This window comes from Microbacterium sp. USHLN186 (assembly GCF_037145155.1).
In the GTDB taxonomy this organism is placed as follows: domain Bacteria; phylum Actinomycetota; class Actinomycetes; order Actinomycetales; family Microbacteriaceae; genus Microbacterium.
Map to the genome: position 1 here is coordinate 143,401 of NZ_JBBCYA010000004.1, position 17,658 is coordinate 161,058.

The following is a 17,658-nucleotide window of genomic DNA, read 5'->3' on the forward strand; positions in this document are numbered from 1 at the left end:
GACACCCGATGCGTTGCGACCCGCGCGGTCACGACGGTCATATCCGCGTGCTTAGAGTCCGGACGCGAGTAGCCTGAGCGCATGATGGATCGTCAGGACTTCTTCGCCGCCAAGCTGCAGTACGAGACCGACGCCAGCGATCTGCACGCGGCACGGACCGCCGGCGAGGACATCGTGGTGGTGGATGTGCGCTCGGACGAGGCGTGGGCCCAGGGGCGCATTCCCGGCGCCGTGCACATGCACTACGCGCAGATCGCGACCCGCGCCCGGTGGAGATCGCATCCGACGCGCAAGTGGTGGTGTACTGCTGGAGCCCCGGATGCAACGCCGGCGCCAAGGGCGCGCTGGAGTTCGCCCGGCTGGGTTTCGCGGTGCGTGAGCTCATCGGCGGCTTCGAGTACTGGGTGCGCGGCGGCTACCCGGTGGAGGACCACGACGGCGTGCACCGGCGTCCGGTGGATCCGCTGACCGGTGTCCCCCGCGTGCGTACCCGGCCCTGACGCATCGTTCCCGGTCGCCCGTGCAGGCACGGCACCATCAGCAGCCCGGCAGGGCACCAGCAGGAGCGGCGTGCACGGCAGACGAGACGAAAAGGCCCCCTGGACGCATCCAGGGGGCCTTCGTGGTGAGACGGGAGTCGTCAGCGCGCGAAGTGACCGCGGTAGTACTCGTAGACCCAGCCGACGATCGCGACGACGAAGATCGCCAGGCCGATCGGCAGCAGGAATTGACCGACCGCGAGGCCGAGCAGGAACACCCCTGCTGAGCCCGCGAGGACGAGCGGCCACCACGACCACGGCGAGAACTCGCCGAGCTCGGGGTCACCGTCGTCGATGTCGGCGGTGAGCACGTCCTCGGGCAGCTCGCCGCCCTGGGCACGGTAGGTGCGACGCAGGTAGACGGCGATCATGGCGCCCATGAAGGCCACGAACAGCAGGGCCACCGTGCCGACCCACTCCACGTAGCCGTGGAAGGGATCGACGAGGTTCCAGATCGTGTAGATCACCGAAGCGGCGAGGAAGAACGCGGTGATGATCCACCACAGGACGATATTGCTGCGCATGTCTTACTTGACCTCTCCCGCTGCGACGCCGACCGGGTGCTCGGCGGCCTCCGGGTGGTTCAGGTCGAATGCCGGACGCTCGCTGCGGATGCGCGGGATCGACGTGAAGTTATGACGCGGGGGCGGGCAGGAGGTCGCCCACTCGAGCGAGGCCCCATAGCCCCACGGGTCGTTGACGGTGACCTTCGGCGCCTTGCGTGCAGTGATCCACACGTTGAGGAAGAAGGGCAGCATCGACGCACCGAGGATGACGGCGCCGATCGTGGAGACCTGGTTGCCCCACTCCCAGTTGTCGTACGCGGAGTAGTCCGCGTAGCGGCGCGGCATGCCGTCGACGCCCAGCCAGTGCTGCACGAGGAAGGTCATGTGGAAGCCGATGAACAGCATCCAGAAGTGGATGTACCCGAGGGTCTCGTTCAGCATCCGCCCCGTCCACTTCGGCCACCAGAAGTAGAAGCCGGCGAACATCGCGAACACCACGGTGCCGAAGACGACGTAGTGGAAGTGGGCGACGACGAAGTACGAGTCGCTGAGGTGGAAGTCCAGCGGCGGCGACGCGAGGATGACGCCGGTCAGACCGCCGAAGACGAACGACACCAGGAAGCCGAGCGAGAACACCATGGGCGTCTCGAAGGTGATGGAGCCCCGCCACATCGTGCCGATCCAGTTGAAGATCTTCACACCCGTCGGCACCGCGATGAGCATGGTCATCAGCGAGAAGAACGGCAGCAGCACACCGCCGGTGACGTACATGTGGTGCGCCCAGACGGCCACCGACAGCGAGGCGATCGCGATGGTCGCGTACACCAGCGTCTTGTATCCGAAGATCGGCTTGCGGCTGAACACCGGGAACACCTCGGAGACGATGCCGAAGAACGGCAGCGCGATGATGTACACCTCGGGGTGACCGAAGAACCAGAACAGGTGCTGCCACAGCAGCACGCCGCCGTTGGCGACGTCGTAGACGTGCGAGCCGAGGACGCGGTCCGAAGCGGCGGCGAGCATCGCCGCGGCGAGCACCGGGAACGCCATGAGGATCAGCAGGCTCGTGATCAGGGTGTTCCACGAGAAGATCGGCATGCGCCACATGGTCATTCCGGGCGCGCGCATGGTGATGATCGTGGTGATGAAGTTCACCGCACCGAGGATCGTGCCGAAGCCCGACATGCCCAGACCCAGCATCCAGAGGTTGCCGCCCACGCCAGGGGAGAACGACGAGTTGGCCAGCGGCTGGTACGCGAACCAGCCGAACGCCGCGGCGCCCTGTGGGGTGAGGAAGCCGGCGACGGCCATCACGGAGCCGAACGTGAACAGCCAGAAGGCGAACGCGTTCAGACGCGGGAAGGCGACGTCCGGCGCACCGATCTGCAGCGGCAGGATCGCGTTGGCGAACCCGGCGAACAGCGGCGTCGCGAACATCAGCAGCATGATCGTGCCGTGCATCGTGAACAGCTGGTTGTACTGCTCCTTGGTCGGCACGATCTGCATGCCGGGGGAGAACAGCTCGGCGCGGATGATGAGGGCCATCACACCGCCGAGGAGGAAGAACAGCACCGACGCGATGAGGTACATGTACCCGATCGTCTTGTGGTCGGTGGAGGTCATCCACTTGACGACGATGTTGCCCTTCTGCTCCACACGCGAGGAGGTGAGAAGAGCGGCCTGACGCGGTGGGAGCGTGGACGGACGTCCGCCCGGCACCGTGGTGGGTTCAGCTGTGGTGGTCATGGCTTACTCCTCTTCCTCGGGATGCGTGCTCGTGCCGTTCCCGGGGAGATTGCTGAGTCGGTCGTAGGCGTCCGCGATGTCGCCCGTGTTGCCCTGCTCGCGCAGGGTGTCGAGGTACGCGTCGTATTCGTCCTGCTCGACGACCTTCACGTTGAAGAGCATCATCGAGTGGTACTCGCCGCAGAGCTCGGCGCACTTGCCGTCGTACTCTCCGACACGCGTCGGCACGAAGGACCACGAATTGTCCTTGCCGATGTACATGTCCTTCTTGTAGAGGAAGTCGATGATCCAGAAGGAGTGGATCACGTCACGCGACTGCAGCTCGATGGTGACCTTCTGGTCGACCGGGAGCACCAGCGTGGGCAGCTTCTCGCGCTCGATGTCGCCGTTCTCGTCGGGGTCGGCCTGCACGCCCATGGTCCACACGGCGTCCGAGTTGTCGCTGTCCTCGCCGTCGTACTGGAAGTCCCAGGCCCACTGCTTGGCGATCGCGGTGATGTGGACGTCGGGGTCCTTCCACTGCGTCTCGATGTCGGCCTGATCGCGCGCGGTGAAGAAGAACATGCCGAGCACGAGGATCAGCGGGATCACCGTGTAGAGGATCTCGATCGGCATGTTGTAGCGCAGCTGCACGGGCAGCCCGGTCTGGCCGCTGCGCCGGCGGTACATCACCAGCGCCCACGCCATGAGCGCCCACGTGATCACGCCGACGGCCAGCAGGACGATCCACGACGTGACCCACAGACCGGCGACGGTGTCCGTCTGGTTGGTCGCAGGGGTGCCGTCTTCGACGAAGCCCGGGAGGAAGCCATGGAGTTCGGTGGGAGTACATCCCGCCAGGGCCACAGCTGCCGCTGCTCCCAGCGGGAGTGCGGCCCAACGAAGGCGGCGTTTCGAAGGCACGGTGCACCTTTCAGATCTTGGACAGGAGCAGAATCAAGTCTAGGGCAACCTCACACGCGATTCATGCCAACCATGCAGGTTGGCGCGACTCAGTGGAAGCTGTCGCCGCAGGCGCAGCTGCCCGCCGCGTTGGGGTTGTCGATGGTGAACCCCTGCTCCGAGATCGTGTCCTTGAAGTCGATCGAGGCACCATCGAGATAGGGCACGCTCATGTTGTCGATGATGACCTCGACACCGTCGAAGTCGACGGTCTCGTCGCCCTCGAGGTAGCGCTCGTCGAAGTACAGCTGGTAGATCAGGCCTGAGCAGCCACCCGGCTGGACGGCGACGCGCAGGCGCAGGTCGTCGCGTCCCTCCTGCTCGAGCAGGCTCTTCACCTTCAGGGCGGCGGCTTCGGTCAGGGAGACCCCGTGGGCGGGAGCCGCGGTGGACTCCGAGGTCAGGGTGGTGTCGCTCATCTCAACTCCTTGCAACGGGCAGCGCGGTCTCGCTGCTCGTGCTCGATTCTACCGCCGCCCACCCCGTTCGGGCCGGATGCTCAGTCGGCGCCCGATCGCGCGTTCATGCGCGCCAGCAGCAGCGCCTCGGTGCGCACAGCGTTGCGGAACGTGTCGAGGTGCAGCGATTCGTTCGGGCTGTGCGCACGGGAGTGCGGGTCCTCCACGCCGGTGACGAGGATCTGCGCGTGCGGGAACTCGCGGACGAGGTCGGCGATGAACGGGATCGAGCCGCCGATGCCCAGATCCACCGGCGCGACCCCGTAGCCGTCGGCCATCGCATCGCGGGTCAGCTCGAGCGCCCAGCCGGACGGATCGACCAGGAAGCCGTCGCCGAGATCGACATCCGAGAAGGTCAGCTGGGCCCCGAAGGGGGCGTGCGCGCGCAGATGCCGTTCCAGAGCGGCGTACGCCTCGGCGGAGCTCTGACCGGGCGCGACGCGCGCGCTGAGCACGACCCGCACCTCGGGCAGCAGGGTGTTCGAGGCGGCGTCGACGCTGGTCGCGTCGATGCCGATCAGCGTGATGGCGGGCCTGTTCCAGATCCGGCCGTAGATGTCGTCGCGGCCGATGGGCGAGACGCCGTCGAGCAGGCCGGTCTCGGCACGCAGCGTCTGCTCGTCGTAGGGCGGTGTGGCCGCGTCGCGCTGCGTCATCCCCTCCACGGCGACCGCGCCGTCGGCATCCCAGAGCGTCGCCAGCAGGGTGACCGCGGCCATCATGGCATCCGGCACCGCTCCGCCGAACATCCCCGAGTGCGAGGCGTGCGCGAGAGTGCGCACGGTGAGCGTGAAGCGCGCGTTGCCGCGCAGGGACACGGTGAGGCCGGGGGTGTGCGAGTCGAGGTTGCCGGAGTCGGCCACGACGATCGCGTCGGCGCGCAGCGAATCCGCGTTGTCGCGCAGGAACCGCGCGAACGAACGCGAGCCGTACTCCTCCTCCCCCTCGATGAACAGTGCGACGCCCAGGTCGAAGTCGTCGCCGATCACCTCGGCCACGGCGCGCAGTGCGGCGATGTGCGCCATGATGCCGGCCTTGTCGTCGGCGGCGCCGCGGCCGTACAGCCGCCCGTCGCGCACGGTCGGCTCGAACGGCGGGGTCTGCCACAGCGCGTCGTCACCCGGGGGCTGCACGTCGTGGTGCGCGTAGAGCAGGATGGTGGGTCGACCGTTGCGGGCCGCGCGCGTGGCGAGCACCGCGGGCTGGCCGAGCTCCTCGGTGTCGTCGACGTGTGCGCGCAGCACGCGCACCTCGTCGAAGACGCCCGTCTCACGGGCGAGTTCGGCGACGGCCTCGGCCGAGCGCTCCAGCTGGGTCTGGTCGAACGAGGGCCAGGCGATGCCCGGGATGCGCACGAGTGCGCCGAGGTCGGACAGCGCGGACGGGATGCCGAGGGAGACCGCCTCGAGCAGCGCGTCCTCGGCGGGCGAGGCGGACGAGGCGGAGGGGGATGAGGTCGACGTCATGCGAGTAATCTTAAGGTGAACCCGATTGCGAACTGAGGTCGACCGTGCCCCACTCCTCCCCCGCCGCTGACGACGCCCCCAAGACGCCCGTCGTGGGCAAGGGCCGCGCCACCCCGACGCGCGCCGAACGCGAGGCGGCGAACCGCCGACCGCTGGTCGCCGACACCAAGGAGGCCAGGGCGGCCGCCAAGGCCGACCTGCAGGCCCGGCGCGAACGGGCGCGAGTCGGCATGGAGAACGGCGACGACCGCTACCTGCCCGCCCGCGACCGCGGTCCGCAGCGTCGCTGGGTGCGGGACTACGTGGATGCCGGCTGGCTCATCTCGGAATGGCTGATGGCCTCGATGCTGCTGGTCATCCTGCTGAGCCTGGTCAACATCCCCGCCGTGCAGCTGTGGGCGATGGTCGGGCTGTGGGCGTTCATGCTGCTCGCCGTCGCCGACATGGTGCTGCTGAGCATGCGCGTGAAGAAGAAGGCCGCCGCGAGATTCGGCGCGGAGCGACGGGAGCGCGGTCTGGGCTGGTACGCGGCGATGCGCTCGCTGCAGATGCGCTTCATGCGTCTTCCCAAGCCGCAGGTCAAGCGCGGTCAGTACCCGGCCTGACCCTTCGACAGGCGCAGGCCTCTGTTGATCTGCCGTGCCCACAAGGGTCCGCGGTAGAGGAACGCGGTGTACCCCTGCACGAGGGTGGCGCCGGCATCCAGGCGCCGCTGCACATCCTCCGCCGTCTCCACTCCCCCGACGGCGATGACGCAGAAGTCGTCCGGTACGGCCGCGCGCACGACCGCCAGCACCTGCAGCGACCGCTCCTTCAGAGGTGCGCCCGACAGTCCGCCGGCACCGGCGGCCTCGACGACAGCGGGGTCGGTGCGCAGTCCCTCACGGGAGATCGTGGTGTTGTGCGCGATGATGCCGGCGAGACCCTCCGCGACGGCGAGACGCGCGATCGCCTCGATCTCCTCGTCGGGCAGGTCGGGAGCGATCTTCACCAGCAGGGGCGTCCCGGCGGCTGCCTCTCGCACCGCGCGCAGCAGCGGGGCGAGAGTGTCCACGGCCTGCAGGCCGCGCAGTCCCGGCGTGTTCGGCGAGGACACGTTCACGGCCAGGTAATCGGCCAGGGGTGCGAGGCGGGTCGCCGAGACGACGTAATCGCCGATCGCGTCCTCCACGTCGACCACCCGGCTCTTGCCGATGTTCACCCCGATCACCGCGCGCGGGGCGCGTCGACGCAGGCCGCCCAGGCGACGGGCGGCGGCATCCGCTCCCTCGTTGTTGAATCCCATCCGGTTGATGACAGCGCGGTCCTCGACCAGGCGGAACAGGCGCGGCTTCGGGTTGCCCTCCTGCGGGATCGCCGTGATCGTGCCGATCTCGATGTGACCGAACCCCAGCGCATCCAGTCCGCGCACGCCGACCGCGTTCTTGTCGAAGCCGGCGGCCACCCCGAACGGGGACGGGAAGGTGAGACCGAGGGCGTGCACCTGCTGGTCCGCGCCGGGCGCGGTCAGCGCGCGCGCCGCCCACGACAGCGGTCGCACGCCCAGCACACGGATGACGGCCATCGCGGCGTGGTGCGCGACCTCGGGATCGAAGCGCGTGAGGACGTGGCGGAAGAGCAGCGAGTACATCACCGCCCAAGGTTACCGGTCGGGGGAATCCGTCTCTGACGCGATGTGATCGGCGCGCAGGTCTCCGATGGCGCGCTCGAAGTCGTCGAGGGAGTCGAACTCCTGGTAGACGCTCGCGAAGCGCAGGTAGGCGACCTCGTCGAGCTCACGCAGCGGACCCAGGATGGCGAGGCCGATCTCGTTGGTGTCCAGCTGCGAGACGCCGGTCTGGCGCACGGCCTCCTCGACCTTCTGCGCGAGCAGGGCGAGGTTGGCCTCGGTGACCGGGCGCCCCTGGCATGCCTTGCGCACCCCGGAGATCACCTTGTCGCGGCTGAACGCCTCCACGACGCCGGAGCGCTTGATGACCGACAGACTCGCGGTCTCGGTGGTGGAGAAGCGTCCTCCGCACTCCGGACACTGTCGGCGACGGCGGATGGAGAGTCCGTCGTCACTGGTGCGCGAGTCGATGACCCGGGAGTCCGGATGCCGGCAGAAGGGGCAGTGCATGGTGCTTCAGCGTAGTCGCTCGAGCCGACGTCACCGGGGAGCATCGGCGAATCGCGCCTGCACGGCGTCGCCGTGCGCGGGCAGCACCTCCGCCTCGGCCAGCGCGACGATGCCCTCGCGCACCTCGGCCAGTGCGGCGTGGTCGTATTCGATGACCTGCTGCGGACGCAGGAACGTGTACGCCCCGAGCCCGGCCGCGTAGCGCGCCTGCCCGCCGGTGGGCAGCACGTGATTGCTGCCCGCCATGTAGTCGCCCAGGCTCACCGGGGTCTGATCGCCGACGAACACGGCGCCGGCGCTGGTGAAGCGGTCGGATGCAGCGGCTGCGTCCACCAGGTGCAGTTCGAGGTGCTCGGGTGCGTAGGCATTGCTGAAGCGCTCCGCCATCGCCCGGTCGTCGACGAGCACGATCGCGGACTGCGGGCCCTCGAGCGCGGCCGCGACCCGCGCCACGTGAGTCGTGGATGCGGCCTGCCGCGTCACCTCGTCGGCGACGCGCGCGGCGAGCTCGGCGGAGTCGGTGACCAGCACCGCGGAGGCCTGCTCGTCGTGCTCCGCCTGGCTTATCAGGTCGGCGGCGACCAGGACCGGATCGGCCGAGGAATCGGCGACGACGAGGATCTCGGTGGCGCCCGCCTCGGAGTCGGTGCCCACCACACCGGCCACCGCGCGCTTGGCGGACGCGACGTAGTTGTTGCCGGGGCCGGAGACGACGTCGACGGGGTCGAGGCCGAGCGCGGCCACGCCGTGGGCGAGGGCGCCGACGGCGCCCGCTCCGCCCATCGCGTAGACCTCGTCGACACCGAGCAGCGCCGCGGCGGCGAGGATGCTGGGGTGGACCCGACCGTCGTGATCGCGCTGCGGCGGGGAGGCGAGGGCGATGGAGGAGACACCGGCCACCTGGGCGGGGACGACGTTCATGATGACACTCGACGGATAGACCGCCTTGCCACCCGGGATGTACACGCCGGCGCGCCCCACGGGCTGCCAGCGCTGCACGATGTGCGCCCCCGGTCCGATCGCGGTGGTCTGCCCTGCGGGGACCTGCGCGGCGGAGGCGCGACGCACCCGCTCGATCGCTTCCTCGAGCGCCGCCCGCACCTTCGGCTCGACGCTCTGTGCGGCTTCGGCGATGTGCGCGGCCGGCACGCGGATGGCGTGACCGGTGACGCCGTCGAAGCGTTCGGCCTGGTCGCGCAGTGCTTCCTCGCCGCCGGTGCGCACCGCCTCGACGATGCGAGTCGCGGCGTCGAGGGCCTCGGCGCGTGCCTGGGTCGCGCGCGGGACGGCGGCGAGCATTTCTGCGGGGGTGAGGCTTCGCCCGCGGAGATCGATGGTGCGCACGCACTCAGCCTTTCGTGATGTCGGAGATGTCGTGGAGGTAGCCGATGCGGCCGTCCTCATGTCGCACGACGAAAGCTCCGCCGCGATCCTCGAGGGCGAGCGCCCAGGCCGTCGGCCCCACCCGGAACAGGGGCTGGCCGTGTTCGTCCAGCACGTCGCGCTCGGTGGGCGCGAGGATCCAGAACGGCTCGGGGCGGGCCGGTCCATCAGCGGCGTGCTCCGCCTCCGTGTCGGTGTACTGGCCGGGGTCGGCGGGCTGAACGACGACGTGGGCCCTGGTCTCGGGGCCATCCTCGGGGTCGGATCCGCCGGGATCGACGTCGGTGTAGTGTCCGCGCGGTGCGGCCTCCGCCCCGACCTCCTCTCCCGCGAGCCCGTCGGCGGCGGTGTTGTGCTGAGCCGCGGCCAGCGCGTGGGCGCGCTCGTCGTCGACGGTGAAGATCTGCTGCAGCGCCTCGACGGCGGCGGTGTTGTGCAGCACCTCCACGCCGCGGGTCGTCGGCGCGTCAGTGCCTGCGGTGCCTGCGTCGTCGGGAGCGGGCGCTGCCGGCCTGCCGGCCGGCTTCACGGGGCGCTCTGCGCGCGGCCGGGAGATCACGGGACGCACCGGATTGGCGTTGCGGTGCGCCAGAGTCTCCAGACGCCCGTGGAAGTCCTCGCGCAGGCGCGGAAGCAGCGGGGCCGCGACGGTCGTGGCCACGAGCGCGAGCGTCGCGAGCTGGGCGAGCACCGCGACCCAGCCGACCAGCAGGACCCCGGTCTCCACGCTCCCGGCGATCTGCTGCCAGAGCACCTGCGCCCACGACACAGCCGCCACCGCGGCCGCCACCGAGGCGAACTGATCGATCCCCAGCGAGCCGACCCGCCGGATCCCCGCCGGCGAGAAGCGGCGCAGCAGGACGAGGAACACCGCCACCGTGGGCACGCCGACCATGAGGATCCAGCTGATCCCGGTCGTCCAGACGGAGCCGCCGATGGTGCTCACCGGGAAGAACGAGACGATGAAGAGCACCAGCCAGGCGCCCACGATGAGAAGCTCGCGCAGCGTGAAGCCCACGATCCCGTACTCGGGCTGGACCTGGTCCTCGTAGAGCACGCCGTCGTCGTCGGCATCCCGGGCGTCCTCGGTCTGCGGCACGGCCGCGGACCCGACGCCGAGAGCGCTGTCGTCGTCTGAGGGGTGGGGCTTGTCGAAGCTCATCGGCCCTGTCCTTTCATCGTGCGCAGTCGCCACGCGAGACCCGATCCTACCGACGTCATCCGCGTGTTCCATGTGTCGTTTCCCTGCTGCCCGCCGCGTGCCGATCAGCCGAGGCAGGTGGGGCCGAGCAGGGACTTCAAGTCGCCGAACAGGTCAGCGGAGACCTTGACGGGCATCGGCACCTCGAACACCTTCGCCGACCCACCCCGGTGCACGCGCAGCAGCACCTCGGTGTCGCCGGTGTGGCGGCGCAGCACATCCGCGAGGTCGAGCATGATCCGCTCGGTGGCGCGCTGCTCGGCGACCAGCAGCGACAGCGGTCCCGCCGCGTCGAACGAGCCGATGTCGGGCGCGAAGGCCGATTGGGCGTGCAGATTCAGTCCGTCGTCGCGCCGCGACACACGACCGCGCACCGCGAGAATGGCGTCCTGCTGCAGCGTGTGCTGGAACTCGGTGTAGGTCTTGCCCATGAACATGATCGTCACCTCGCCGTTGAAGTCCTCGACGGTGATCATGCCGTAGGGGTTGCCGCTCGCCTTCGCCACGCGATGCTGCACGCTGGTCACCAGACCCGCCACGGTGACCTGATCGCCGTCCTGGAGCTCCTCCGAGGTGAGCAGATCGCTGATCGAGATCGATGCGTGCTTCGCGAGCGGCACCTCGAGCCCGGCCAGCGGGTGATCGGAGACGTACAGGCCGAGCATCTCGCGTTCGAACGCGAGCTTGTCCTTCTTGATCCACTCCGGCCGGTCGGGGACCTTGGCGGGGATGTGCTCCGGCTCGTCGTACAGGCTGTCGAAGTCGAAGCCGATCGCGCCCTGCGCCTCGTTCCGCTTGCGGTCGACGGCGGCCTCGACGGCATCCTCATGGATCTCCATGAGTGCGCGGCGTGTGTCACCCATCGAGTCGAACGCCCCGGCTTTGATCAGCGATTCCACGGTGCGCTTGTTCGCCACATGCAGCGGGACCTTGCCGAGGAAGTCGTGGAACGAGGTGAACTTCTCGTCCTTGCGAGCCTCGATGATGCCGTCCACGACGTTCCCGCCGACGTTGCGCACGGCGCCGAGCCCGAAGCGGATGTCCTCGCCGACGGCGGCGAAGAAGTTGATGGACTCCGAGACGTCGGGCGGCAGGACCCGGATGCCCATGCGCCGGCACTCGTTGAGGTACAGCGCCATCTTGTCCTTGGAGTCGCCGACGCTGGTCAGCAGAGCGGCCATGTACTCCGCCGGGTAGTGCGCCTTCAGGTACGCGGTCCAGTAGGAGACGAGGCCGTAGGCGGCGGAATGCGCTTTGTTGAACGCGTAGTCCGAGAACGGCAGCAGGATGTCCCACAGCGCTTTGACCGCGCCTTCGCCGAAGCCGCGCTCCTTCATTCCGCCCGAGAAGCCCTCGTACTGCTTGTCGAGCTCGGACTTCTTCTTCTTGCCCATCGCGCGGCGCAGGATGTCGGCCTGACCGAGGCTGAAGCCGGCCACCTTCTGCGCGATGGCCATCACCTGCTCCTGGTAGATGATCAGACCGTACGACTCCTGCAGGATGTCGGCGAGCGGCTCCTCGAGCTCGGGGTGGATCGGCGTGATCTCCTGCAGCCTGTTCTTGCGCAGCGCGTAGTTGGTGTGCGAGTTGGCGCCCATCGGCCCCGGCCGGTACAGCGCGATGAGCGCGGAGATGTCGCCGAAGTTGTCGGGCTTCATCAGGCGCATCAGCGAGCGCAGCGGAGGGCTGTCGAGCTGGAAGACGCCGAGGGTGTCGCCGCGGGCGAGCAGGTCGTACACGCCGCGGTCCTCGAGCGCGAGGTGCTCGAGGTCGAGCTCCTCCCCCCGGTTCAGGCGGATGTTGTCGAGCGTGTCGGAGATGATGGTGAGGTTGCGCAGCCCGAGGAAGTCCATCTTGATCAGACCGAGCGACTCGCAGGACGGATAGTCGAACTGCGTGACGATCTGGCCGTCCTGCTCGCGCTTCATGATCGGGATGATGTCGAGCAGCGGGTGCGATGACATGATCACGCCGGCGGCGTGCACGCCCCACTGCCGCTTCAGCCCCTCCAGACCGAGGGCACGATCGAACACCCGCTTCGCATCGGGGTCGGTGTCGATGAGAGCGCGGAACTCCGTCGCCTCCTTGAACCGCGGATGCGCGCTGTCGTACATGCCGCTGAGCGGCATGTCCTTGCCCATCACAGCCGGAGGCATCGCCTTGGTGAGCCGATCGCCCATGCTGAACGGGTAGCCCAGCACGCGACCGGCGTCCTTGAGCGCCTGCTTCGACTTGATGGTGCCGTAGGTGACGATCTGCGCCACGCGCTCCGAGCCGTACTTCTCGGTGACGTACTCGATCACCTCGCCACGGCGGCGGTCGTCGAAGTCCACGTCGAAGTCGGGCATCGAGACGCGGTCGGGGTTGAGGAAGCGCTCGAAGATCAGGCCGTGCTCGAGCGGGTCGAGGTCGGTGATCTTCATCGCGTAGGCGACCATCGAGCCCGCGCCGGATCCGCGCCCGGGCCCCACGCGGATGCCGTTGTCCTTGGCCCAGTTGATGAAGTCGGCGACGACGAGGAAGTAGCCGGGGAAGCCCATCTGCAGGATGATGCCGGTCTCGTACTCCGCCTGCTTGCGCACGCGGTCCGGGATGCCGTTCGGGTAGCGGTAGTGCAGCCCCTTCTCGACCTCCTTCACCAGCCAGCTGTCCTCGGTCTCGCCTTCGGGCACCGGGAACCGGGGCATGTAGTTCGCCTTGGTGTCGAACTCCACCTGGCACCGCTCGGCGATCAGCAGCGTGTTGTCGCACGCCTCGGGGTGGTCGCGGAACAGCTGGCGCATCTCCTGCGCCGTCTTGATGTAGTAGCCGTCGCCGTCGAATCTGAAGCGGTTCGGGTCGTCCATCGTCGAACCGGACTGCACGCACAGCAGCGCCTCGTGCGCATCGGCCTCGTGCTGGTGGGTGTAGTGCGAGTCGTTCGTCGCGACCAGCGGGATGTTCAGATCCTTCGACAGCCGCAGCAGGTCGCTGATCACACGGCGTTCGATGGAGAGGCCGTGGTCCATGATCTCGGCGAAGTAGTTCTCCTTGCCGAAGATGTCCTGGAACTCGGCAGCCGCAGCCCGCGCCGCGTCGTACTGCCCCAGTCGCAGGCGGGTCTGGATCTCACCCGAGGGGCATCCGGTCGTGGCGATCAGGCCCTTGCCGTAGGTCTGCAGCAGCTCGCGGTCCATGCGCGGCTTGAAGTAGTAGCCCTCGATGCTGGAGAGCGAGCTGAGCCGGAAGAGGTTGTGCATCCCGGCGGTGGTCTCGCTCCACAGCGTGGTGTGCGTGTACGCACCGGAGCCCGAGACGTCATCACTCTTCTGATCCGCCGTCCCCCAGGCGACCCGCGACTTGTCGCTGCGGTGGGTTCCAGGGGTCACGTACGCCTCGAGGCCGATGATCGGCTTGACCCCGGCCGCGTGCGCGGCGTTGTAGAACTCGAATGCCGCGAAGGTGTTGCCGTGATCCGTGACGGCGATGGCCGGCATCCCGTAATCGGCCGCCGCCTGCGTCATCGAGTTGATCTTCGCCGCACCGTCCAGCATGGAGTACTCGCTGTGGACATGCAGGTGCACGAAGGAATCGGAGGCCATGCCTCGAGTCTACTTTCGACCTCGGACAGCTGACCCGGGCGCCTCACCGGATACTCTGATCCGATGGCTACTCCTGAGTTCGTGCTCGCCCTGCGCGAGCACGTCGGCACGGCACCGCTCGCGCTCGTCGGCACCACCGCGGTGGTGTTCCGCGACGAGAAGGTGCTGCTCGGCAAGCGCGCGGACAACGGCGCGTGGCAGAGCATCGCCGGGATCGTCGAGCCCGGAGAGGAGCCGGCGGATGCCGCAGCACGCGAGTGCCTCGAGGAGGCCGGCGTGGTCGTGTCCGTCGACCGCGTCGCCGTCGTGCAGCAGCTGCCGCGTCTGACGTATCCCAACGGCGATCAGGTCGACTATCTCGACATCGTCTTCCGCTGCACCTGGGTGTCGGGCGAGCCGCATCCGGCCGACGGCGAGCTCACCGAGGTCGGGTTCTACGACCTCGCTGCGATGGGCGATGTCGACGACGCGCACGTGCGAAAGATCGCCCTCGCGATGGCCGAGGACGACCCGGCGCACTTCCGCGGCGGGCGCGTCAGGCGCTGAGGTCCCGGCGCATCAGTACTCCAGCCCGCGGGCGTGTCGGCCAGGTAGGCGATCACGCCGGTCTCACCTCGATGCCCATCTGCGAAGTCTCACACAGGGCGAAGCGCCGATCCAGCGAAGCGATCAGTCCGCGAGACGCCCGGGATCGAGCACCTCGAGCGCGTGCTCGAAGTCAGCGGGATAGGGCGAGGAGAACTGCACCCACTCTCCCGTGGCCGGATGCGCGAACGCGAGCTGGTGCGCGTGCAGCCACTGCCGACTGAGTCCCAGCCGCTCGGACAGCACCGGGTCGGCCCCGTACAGCGGGTCGCCGACGCAGGGATGACGGTGAGCGGCCATGTGCACCCGGATCTGGTGCGTGCGCCCGGTCTCCAGATGGATCTCGAGGAGTGACGCGCCGGGGAACGCCTCCAGCGTCTCGTAGTGCGTCACCGACGGCTTGCCGTCCGGCACGACGGCGAACTTCCAGCTGTGGTTCGGATGCCGACCGATCGGCGCGTCGATCGTGCCGCTCAGGGGATCGGGATGCCCCTGGACGACGGCATGGTAGATCTTCTCGACCGTGCGCTCCTTGAACGCGCGCTTGAGCACGGTGTACGCGTGCTCGGTCTTGGCGACCACCATCAGCCCGCTGGTGCCCACATCCAGTCGATGCACGACGCCCTGACGCTCGGGGGCGCCGCTCGTCGCGATCCGGAAGCCCGCCGCGGCGAGGGCGCCGACGACGGTCGGGCCCTCCCAGCCGAGGGAGGGATGCGCGGCGACGCCGGTCGGCTTGTCCACGACGACGATGTCGTCGTCGTCGTGCACGATGCCGAGCTCCGGCACGGCGATCGGCACGATCTGCGGATCCTCTCGGGCCGTCCAGCTCACGTCGAGCCATCCGCCCGCGCGCAGCCGGTCCGACTTGCCCAGCGGGGAGCCGTCCAGCGTGACGCCGCCCGACTCGGCCACCTCGGCCGCGAAGGTGCGCGAGAAGCCGAGCATCTTCGCCAGCGCCGCGTCCACGCGTTGGCCGTCGAGCCCGTCCGGGACGGGAAGACTGCGCGACTGCACGGTCAGGAACCCGCGGATGCGGCGGCATCCGCTCGGCCCGGGGCGTCGTCGGACGGATCGACGGACGACACGGCCTCGGCACGGTCGTGCTCGCGGGTGCCGTCCAGTCGCAGCCCGAGCACCACCAGCAGCGCGACGGAGATCATGCCGGTGACGATGAAGATGTCGGCCACGTTGAAGATCGCCGGCAGCATCCACGGCATCGAGATCATGTCGACGACGTGCCCCACACCGAAGCCGGGCTCACGCAGCAGACGGTCGGTGAGATTTCCCAGCACGCCGCCCAGCAGCGCGCCCAGCACGATCGCCCAGAGGCGAGAGTGCACCGCGAGCGTCTTCCAGACGATCACGCCGGCCACCACGGCCAGGGCGATCGTGAAGATCCAGGTCATGTTCGAGCCGATCGAGAACGCGGCACCGGAGTTGCGCACGTAGTACAGCTGCAGGAAATCTCCCAGGACCGGCACTGCTTCATGCTTGGGGAGGTTCTCGATCGTGAGGTGCTTCACATACTGATCGGCGGCCAGCACGATCGCCGCGAGAATCGCGACGATCGCGCCGGCCGCCGACCGACGAAGGGGACGACGTCCTGCCAAGAGTGACCTACAGGCCGATGGCGGAGACGGGCGTCGAATCCGTCGAGGACTTCTGGTCGAGCTCGCGCAGCTGGCTCTCGATCATCGCGCGCAGCTTGCCGCGGTAGTCGCGCTCGAACTCGCGCAGCTCGGTGATCCGACCCTCGAGGGTGTTGCGCTCGCGCTCGAGTCGCGCGGACTCCTCGCGCTGCTTGGCCTCGGCCTCCGTGCGGATGCGCTCCACCTCGGACTCGGCCTCCTCGATGAGCTGCTTGCGCTTGGCCTCACCCTCGGCGACGTGCTCGTCGTGCAGACGCTGGGCGAGCTCGATGATGCCGGCGGAGGTGCCGGTCGGCGAGCTCTCGGCGGCCGGAGCCGGAGTGGGGGTGGCGGCTGCGGGGGTGCTCTCCCCGGACTCGAACGCCGCGAGCTTCGCCTTGAGCTCGTTGTTCTCCTCGATCGTCTTGCGCCACTCAACGACGATCTCGTCGAGGTAGTCGTCGACCTCCTCGGGGTCGAAGCCGTCCTTGAAGCGGACGTGCTGGAACTCCTTGTGGACGACGTCATCCGGGGTAAGTGCCATGGGTGGCTCCTCTTTCGATGAGTTCGGTTGCCAGACGCTGAGAGCCGGCGGTGTGATTCATTAGACGCGTACCCGGGGCGCGCGTCTGGGAGCCAAGCATAGTCCCCCAGCCTGAACGGCGCGATGCGCGCGAACGGCGACGGTCAGGTCAGGGCGCGGACGATCCCCATGAGGATCAGCACGCTCAGCATGGTGAGCGTGAAGCCGAAGTCCAGCGCGATGGTGCCGATCCGCAGCGGCGGGACCAGCCTGCGGAAGAACCGGATCGGCGGATCGGTGACCGTGTACACCAATTCGGCCGCGACCAGACCGGCGCCCTTCGGGCGCCACGATCTGTTGAACAGCGGGATGTAGTCGAGCACGAGGCGCACGATGAGCACGAGAACGTACAGCGTCAGCACCAGCTCGACGATGCCGCCGACGATGCTGAGGATGGCTCCCACGGATCAGGAGTCGAACGAGGCGGATTCCGCCTGCGCGATACCACCCTGACCCGACACGGCGATGTTCTCGGGCGACAGCAGGAAGACCTTGCTGGTGACCCGTTCGATGCGACCGTACAGGCCCAGCGAGAGCCCGCTGGCGAAGTCGATCAGGCGGCGCGCGTCGGCGTCGCTCATCTGCGACAGGTTGATGATCACCGGCACGCCCTCGCGGAAGTTCTCCGCGATGATCTGCGCGTCACGGTACTGCTTGGGGTGCACCGTGAGGATCTCGTTGACCGCGCCTGCGGCCGGCTGGCGCACGGCGGTGGGCCGGCGCAGCGGCGTGACCGGCGCGGGAGCCGGCTCCTCGTGCTCGCTGGTCTCGGTCTTCTCGCGGGTGACGCGCGCGGGTGCCTGCGCGGTCTCCTCCTCGTAGACCTCTTCCTCGTCGGCGAGGCCGAGATACACCATGGTCTTCTTCAGCGGGTTACCCATCGTGTCCTCCGGTTCGAACGTTCGGGCTGGTCTGGTG

General features: G+C 68.5%; 17 protein-coding genes and 1 pseudogene. 3 read left to right on the forward strand and 15 right to left on the reverse strand.

All coding sequences use genetic code 11. The features are described from left to right. The first annotated feature begins 81 nt into the window (after positions 1–81). Positions 82–500, forward strand: a pseudogene (locus WFG93_RS09995) (rhodanese-like domain-containing protein). 140 nt (positions 501–640) lie between these two features. On the opposite strand, the gene WFG93_RS10000 reads toward WFG93_RS09995, so the two are convergent. The 5 genes from WFG93_RS10000 to WFG93_RS10020 all read right to left on the reverse strand — a co-directional run bounded on the left by WFG93_RS10000 (position 641) and on the right by WFG93_RS10020 (position 5,657). Continuing rightward, on the reverse strand, positions 641–1,063 hold the full coding sequence (locus tag WFG93_RS10000) for a cytochrome c oxidase subunit 4 (RefSeq protein ID WP_336646196.1): 423 nt from the start codon (positions 1,061–1,063) through the stop codon (positions 641–643). Between the two features lie 3 nt (positions 1,064–1,066). Beyond that, a complete protein-coding gene (gene ctaD / locus WFG93_RS10005; RefSeq protein ID WP_336646197.1) occupies positions 1,067–2,791 on the reverse strand; it encodes an aa3-type cytochrome oxidase subunit I in 1,725 nt (574 codons plus the stop codon). A 3-nt stretch (positions 2,792–2,794) separates the two neighbouring features. Next, on the reverse strand, positions 2,795–3,694 hold the full coding sequence (gene ctaC / locus WFG93_RS10010; RefSeq protein ID WP_336646198.1) for an aa3-type cytochrome oxidase subunit II: 900 nt from the start codon (positions 3,692–3,694) through the stop codon (positions 2,795–2,797). 89 nt (positions 3,695–3,783) lie between these two features. Next, a complete protein-coding gene (gene erpA, locus WFG93_RS10015) occupies positions 3,784–4,152 on the reverse strand; it encodes an iron-sulfur cluster insertion protein ErpA (protein WP_336646199.1) in 369 nt (122 codons plus the stop codon). An 80-nt stretch (positions 4,153–4,232) separates the two neighbouring features. After that, complete coding sequence (locus WFG93_RS10020) at positions 4,233–5,657, reverse strand: dipeptidase (RefSeq protein WP_336646200.1); 1,425 nt, start codon at positions 5,655–5,657, stop codon at positions 4,233–4,235. 44 nt (positions 5,658–5,701) lie between these two features. Between WFG93_RS10020 and WFG93_RS10025 the strand changes: the two genes are divergently transcribed. Next, positions 5,702–6,262, forward strand: coding sequence for a DUF3043 domain-containing protein (locus WFG93_RS10025; RefSeq protein WP_336646201.1), 561 nt, complete (start codon positions 5,702–5,704; stop codon positions 6,260–6,262). Here WFG93_RS10025 and WFG93_RS10030 read toward each other — a convergent pair. The 5 genes from WFG93_RS10030 to dnaE all read right to left on the reverse strand — a co-directional run bounded on the left by WFG93_RS10030 (position 6,247) and on the right by dnaE (position 13,941). After that, positions 6,247–7,287: a quinone-dependent dihydroorotate dehydrogenase gene (locus tag WFG93_RS10030; RefSeq protein WP_336646310.1), complete on the reverse strand. Its 1,041-nt coding sequence runs from the start codon at positions 7,285–7,287 to the stop codon at positions 6,247–6,249. The two genes, WFG93_RS10025 and WFG93_RS10030, sit on opposite strands and share 16 nt — an antisense overlap. A gap of 12 nt (positions 7,288–7,299) precedes the next feature. Further along, a complete protein-coding gene (gene nrdR / locus WFG93_RS10035; RefSeq protein WP_336646202.1) occupies positions 7,300–7,776 on the reverse strand; it encodes a transcriptional regulator NrdR in 477 nt (158 codons plus the stop codon). Between the two features lie 30 nt (positions 7,777–7,806). Then, positions 7,807–9,120: a histidinol dehydrogenase gene (gene hisD, locus WFG93_RS10040; RefSeq protein WP_336646203.1), complete on the reverse strand. Its 1,314-nt coding sequence runs from the start codon at positions 9,118–9,120 to the stop codon at positions 7,807–7,809. Positions 9,121–9,124: 4 nt separating this feature from the next. Next, positions 9,125–10,321, reverse strand: a complete 1,197-nt coding sequence (locus tag WFG93_RS10045; protein ID WP_336646204.1) for a hypothetical protein — start codon at positions 10,319–10,321, stop codon at positions 9,125–9,127. A 104-nt stretch (positions 10,322–10,425) separates the two neighbouring features. After that, positions 10,426–13,941, reverse strand: coding sequence for a DNA polymerase III subunit alpha (dnaE, locus tag WFG93_RS10050; protein ID WP_336646205.1), 3,516 nt, complete (start codon positions 13,939–13,941; stop codon positions 10,426–10,428). A 63-nt stretch (positions 13,942–14,004) separates the two neighbouring features. Here dnaE and WFG93_RS10055 point away from each other — a divergent pair, with 63 nt between their 5' ends. Beyond that, complete coding sequence (locus tag WFG93_RS10055; protein WP_336646206.1) at positions 14,005–14,487, forward strand: NUDIX hydrolase; 483 nt, start codon at positions 14,005–14,007, stop codon at positions 14,485–14,487. A 123-nt stretch (positions 14,488–14,610) separates the two neighbouring features. Here WFG93_RS10055 and WFG93_RS10060 read toward each other — a convergent pair whose 3' ends face one another. The 5 genes from WFG93_RS10060 to WFG93_RS10080 all read right to left on the reverse strand — a co-directional run bounded on the left by WFG93_RS10060 (position 14,611) and on the right by WFG93_RS10080 (position 17,621). Next, the gene (locus WFG93_RS10060) at positions 14,611–15,543 is read right to left on the reverse strand and encodes an RluA family pseudouridine synthase (RefSeq protein ID WP_336646207.1); all 933 of its coding nucleotides are present in this window, start codon (positions 15,541–15,543) and stop codon (positions 14,611–14,613) included. Positions 15,544–15,545: 2 nt separating this feature from the next. Beyond that, the gene (lspA, locus tag WFG93_RS10065; RefSeq protein ID WP_336646208.1) at positions 15,546–16,139 is read right to left on the reverse strand and encodes a signal peptidase II; all 594 of its coding nucleotides are present in this window, start codon (positions 16,137–16,139) and stop codon (positions 15,546–15,548) included. Between the two features lie 7 nt (positions 16,140–16,146). Continuing rightward, positions 16,147–16,701, reverse strand: a complete 555-nt coding sequence (locus tag WFG93_RS10070) for a DivIVA domain-containing protein (RefSeq protein WP_336646209.1) — start codon at positions 16,699–16,701, stop codon at positions 16,147–16,149. A gap of 143 nt (positions 16,702–16,844) precedes the next feature. Next, the gene (locus tag WFG93_RS10075; RefSeq protein WP_336646210.1) at positions 16,845–17,144 is read right to left on the reverse strand and encodes a YggT family protein; all 300 of its coding nucleotides are present in this window, start codon (positions 17,142–17,144) and stop codon (positions 16,845–16,847) included. Positions 17,145–17,147: 3 nt separating this feature from the next. After that, positions 17,148–17,621 (reverse strand): cell division protein SepF, encoded by a 474-nt coding sequence (locus WFG93_RS10080; protein ID WP_336646211.1) that lies wholly within the window; start codon positions 17,619–17,621, stop codon positions 17,148–17,150. Positions 17,622–17,658: the final 37 nt, after the last annotated feature.

Coding starts and splice junctions, on each gene's coding strand:
- nrdR (WP_336646202.1), bottom strand. CDS start 7,776: ATGCACTGCCCCTTCTGCCGGCATCCGGACTCCCGGGTCATCGACTCG.
- ctaD (WP_336646197.1), bottom strand. CDS start 2,791: ATGACCACCACAGCTGAACCCACCACGGTGCCGGGCGGACGTCCGTCC.
- WFG93_RS10045 (WP_336646204.1), bottom strand. CDS start 10,321: ATGAGCTTCGACAAGCCCCACCCCTCAGACGACGACAGCGCTCTCGGC.
- WFG93_RS10020 (WP_336646200.1), bottom strand. CDS start 5,657: ATGACGTCGACCTCATCCCCCTCCGCCTCGTCCGCCTCGCCCGCCGAG.
- dnaE (WP_336646205.1), bottom strand. CDS start 13,941: ATGGCCTCCGATTCCTTCGTGCACCTGCATGTCCACAGCGAGTACTCC.
- WFG93_RS10070 (WP_336646209.1), bottom strand. CDS start 16,701: ATGGCACTTACCCCGGATGACGTCGTCCACAAGGAGTTCCAGCACGTC.
- WFG93_RS10030 (WP_336646310.1), bottom strand. CDS start 7,287: ATGTACTCGCTGCTCTTCCGCCACGTCCTCACGCGCTTCGATCCCGAG.
- WFG93_RS10080 (WP_336646211.1), bottom strand. CDS start 17,621: ATGGGTAACCCGCTGAAGAAGACCATGGTGTATCTCGGCCTCGCCGAC.
- WFG93_RS10000 (WP_336646196.1), bottom strand. CDS start 1,063: ATGCGCAGCAATATCGTCCTGTGGTGGATCATCACCGCGTTCTTCCTC.
- erpA (WP_336646199.1), bottom strand. CDS start 4,152: ATGAGCGACACCACCCTGACCTCGGAGTCCACCGCGGCTCCCGCCCAC.
- WFG93_RS10055 (WP_336646206.1), top strand. CDS start 14,005: ATGGCTACTCCTGAGTTCGTGCTCGCCCTGCGCGAGCACGTCGGCACG.